This window comes from Photobacterium sp. OFAV2-7, from assembly GCF_022347985.1.
Classification (GTDB): Bacteria; Pseudomonadota; Gammaproteobacteria; order Enterobacterales; family Vibrionaceae; genus Photobacterium.
The window spans coordinates 1-3,295 of record NZ_JAKRFQ010000594.1; the positions used below are offsets into that span (position 1 = coordinate 1).

Below are 3,295 nucleotides of genomic sequence, written 5' to 3' on the forward strand. Positions count from 1 at the left end.
CTTTTATTATTCTTGCTCTTTATATTCCTACCGTACTCTATACACAGAATTTTGGTTACATCTATCAAATTGCAGGGGCATTAGGCATTGTAACTTTTCTACTCGTCGCAGAGAGCTTCAACCTCTATCGCTCATGGCAGCTCAATACAACCCGAGAGCATTTTGCCACTTTGCTATTCTCTTGGGCATCCACCGTGTTCATCGTTATGTCGGTTGGATACTTTACTAAAACAAGTTCAGAATTTTCCAGGGTTGTTATTGGATGCTGGTTATGTATCACACCTTGTGCACTAATGAGCTGGCGGTTTGCCTTAAAAATACTCACTATTCAGCTTTACCGGAAAGGCTACTACACACAAAAGGCAGCTATTATCGGCGTCACACAAAATGGAGTGGAACTTGCCAGAGAGCTCACCCAGAAGAGTAACCTTGGGATCATTCTGGAAGGGTTCTACGACGAACGTTCAGTCACTCGAATACCTGACACTATTAATGCCCCACTTTGCGGAACGATTAACGATGCCCTGATTAAAGCCCAAAAAGGTGAATTACAGCATATCTATATTGCGATGCCTTTAAATGCAAAAGCGCGAATCACACATTTTTTGGAAAAATTTTCGGATACAACAGCAAATACCTATCTAATACCTGATTTTTTTAACTACAACCTTTTGTACTCTCGCTGGGGACATGTAGGGAATATCCAGGTCTTAAGCGTATTTGATACCCCATTCAACGGCTTAACTGCATGGGTGAAACGTCTGGAAGACATTGTATTATCGACGATCATTTTAACCCTATGTTCCCCACTCCTCATCGCCATCGCAATTGGTGTTAAGTTGTCGTCACCTGGCCCGATCTTTTTTAAACAAGACCGATATGGACTCGATGGAAAGAAAATAAAAGTATGGAAATTTCGCTCGATGAATACCATGGACAACGGCCATAAAGTGAAGCAGGCAACTAAGAATGATCCCCGTATTACATCGTTTGGTGCATTCTTAAGAAGAACATCTCTTGATGAGTTTCCTCAATTTATCAATGTGATCCAAGGAACAATGTCTATCGTCGGCCCCCGCCCTCATGCGGTTGCTCACAATGAAGAGTATCGCGCTATTGTCGAGCGATATATGCTTCGCCACAAGGTTAAGCCGGGGATCACCGGTTGGGCACAAATCAATGGCTACCGTGGCGAAATTGACACTATCACTAAGATGGAAAAAAGAGTGGAGTATGACCTCGCCTATATTCAGCGCTGGTCACTTTTAATGGACATCAAGATTATTTATCTGACCACTATTCGAGGATTTACGGATAGATTAGCTTACTGAAATAAAAGGGATTTTTATGCAGATAAAGTATCACGCCCTGTATTTCCCCCTATGCTCAACAGTTGCAATAGCGGCAGTGACGCCCAACCCGTATGTTACCGAATCAGGCATCGAGATCACTCCCTTTCTCGCCGTTTCGCTAGAGCACAACGACAACATCACTAACGAAAGAGAAAGTGGGAATAAAATATCGTCAATGCTACTTGAGCTACAACCTTCAATACATGCCGAGGTGGAACGTGGCAAGAATGTTTACTTTTCTCGCTATACACTGTCAATGGGTGATTATTTAGACAGTTCAGACGACAATTATCTCGACCATGAGCTAGCCCTCGGAGGCGCATGGAACATCAACTTACGAAATAATGTCAGCCTCGATTACGAACTGAACTATTTACATGATGAACGTGGTTCCGGTATCTCTGAAGGTGTCGGCAACACAATAAACGGATTTAATGAACCAATCGAATACCTTGAAAATCACATAGGAGCTAAATATATATACGGCTCTGAACAGGCCAGAGGGCGTATTGAAGGAACTGTTGCTTATTACGATAAGTCATACAAGAACTTTCGGAATGTTACTCAATTTAGGGACTATACTGAAAATCGCTATGGCGCAGCTTTCTATTACAAGGTCGCCCCTAACACCAGCTTACTATTTAATATCAAACATGATGATCGCGAGTACGACACCATCACGCCAGGACAGGCCAGCCTAGATAACAATGCCACTTACTACTATATCGGAGCTGAGTGGAATATAACTGGAAAAACGACGGGCACAGCCAAATTCGGGCTACAGGATAAAGACTTCTCAGATAATAACCGCGAAGATTTCAGTGGCACCAGTTGGGATATAGGAATCGATTGGTCTCCAAAAAAATACTCGACACTAAGGCTCGATACTCTTCAGCAGGCCAGAGATTCAGATCAAGCTGGTGATTACATTGAAGAAACCAGTTACTCCATTAGCTGGAATCACTTTTGGCGTGAACGATTGAGTACAAACCTCAGTTATACCAATGTTGATGAAAGCTACGTAGGCATCACCCGTGAAGATGACACCGACATCTGGGGGATAGCAGCAATTTATGACATACGTCGTTGGATTTCCATCACTCTAGGTTGGGACTATTCCGACAAAACGTCTTCTCAGGACAATATTGGCTACGAACAGCAAATTTGGTATCTCACCACAACTTTCACATTGTAATACTCAATCTCAGCGAGGTGTATTATGAATAATCTAGGCATATTTCTACTAGGTCTATTAGTCACTTTTTCTTTAAAAGCAGCCAGTTTTGAAGAGACATATCTACTAGGCCCCGGTGATCGCATTCAAATCCAAGTATATGGTGAAGAGGAGTTATCCATCGATGAGCTACTGCTTAGTTCAAGCGGTACTTTCGACTACCCTTATCTAGGCCTAATAACAGCGAAAGGGAAGACACCTGAACAACTGAGAGCTGAACTACATCGTGGCCTGAAAGGAGACTACTTAATTGCACCGAAAATTAGAATAAACATAGTCAGCTTCCGCCAAATTTACGTTAATGGTGAAGTCAAGAAACCTGGCGGCTATGAATATAAGCCGGGGCTTACTGTCGATAAGGCCATTGCATTAGCCGGTGGATTCACCGACCGTGCTTCGCGAACTGCTATCAACATCAGTCCGTCAAGTGGCAGCAGAGAGCAGAGGAAAGTTAACCTCAAACAAAGTGTTGCGCCTGGCGATATTATTGTTATCGATCAGAGTTTCTTCTAACACCTTGCTTCTCAACTGAATATTTTATCGCCAACAAGCAGAGTCGTATTATGCAGGATAAAAGCCCAAACAAGCTTCAACCTCGAGACGAAGTCGTGGATATTAGAAGCTATTTCTCAACTATCAAAAAGTATTGGTTAACAATATTTTTGTTTACCGTACTCACAACAGCTTTAGCTACGCTTATCGAGATCGG

Annotated in this window: 3 protein-coding genes; all 3 read left to right on the plus strand. The window is 42.6% G+C overall.

The features are described from left to right. The coding region (locus tag MHN01_RS21400) for an undecaprenyl-phosphate glucose phosphotransferase (RefSeq protein WP_239413333.1) at positions 1 to 1,331 on the plus strand (1,331 nt) is incomplete at its 5' end. 16 nt (positions 1,332 to 1,347) lie between these two features. Next, entirely contained in the window at positions 1,348 to 2,547 is a 1,200-nt protein-coding gene (locus tag MHN01_RS21405; RefSeq protein WP_239413334.1) for an outer membrane beta-barrel protein, read from the plus strand. 24 nt (positions 2,548 to 2,571) lie between these two features. Beyond that, complete coding sequence (locus tag MHN01_RS21410) at positions 2,572 to 3,099, plus strand: polysaccharide biosynthesis/export family protein (RefSeq protein WP_239413335.1); 528 nt, start codon at positions 2,572 to 2,574, stop codon at positions 3,097 to 3,099. The last annotated feature ends 196 nt before the right edge of the window (positions 3,100 to 3,295 follow it).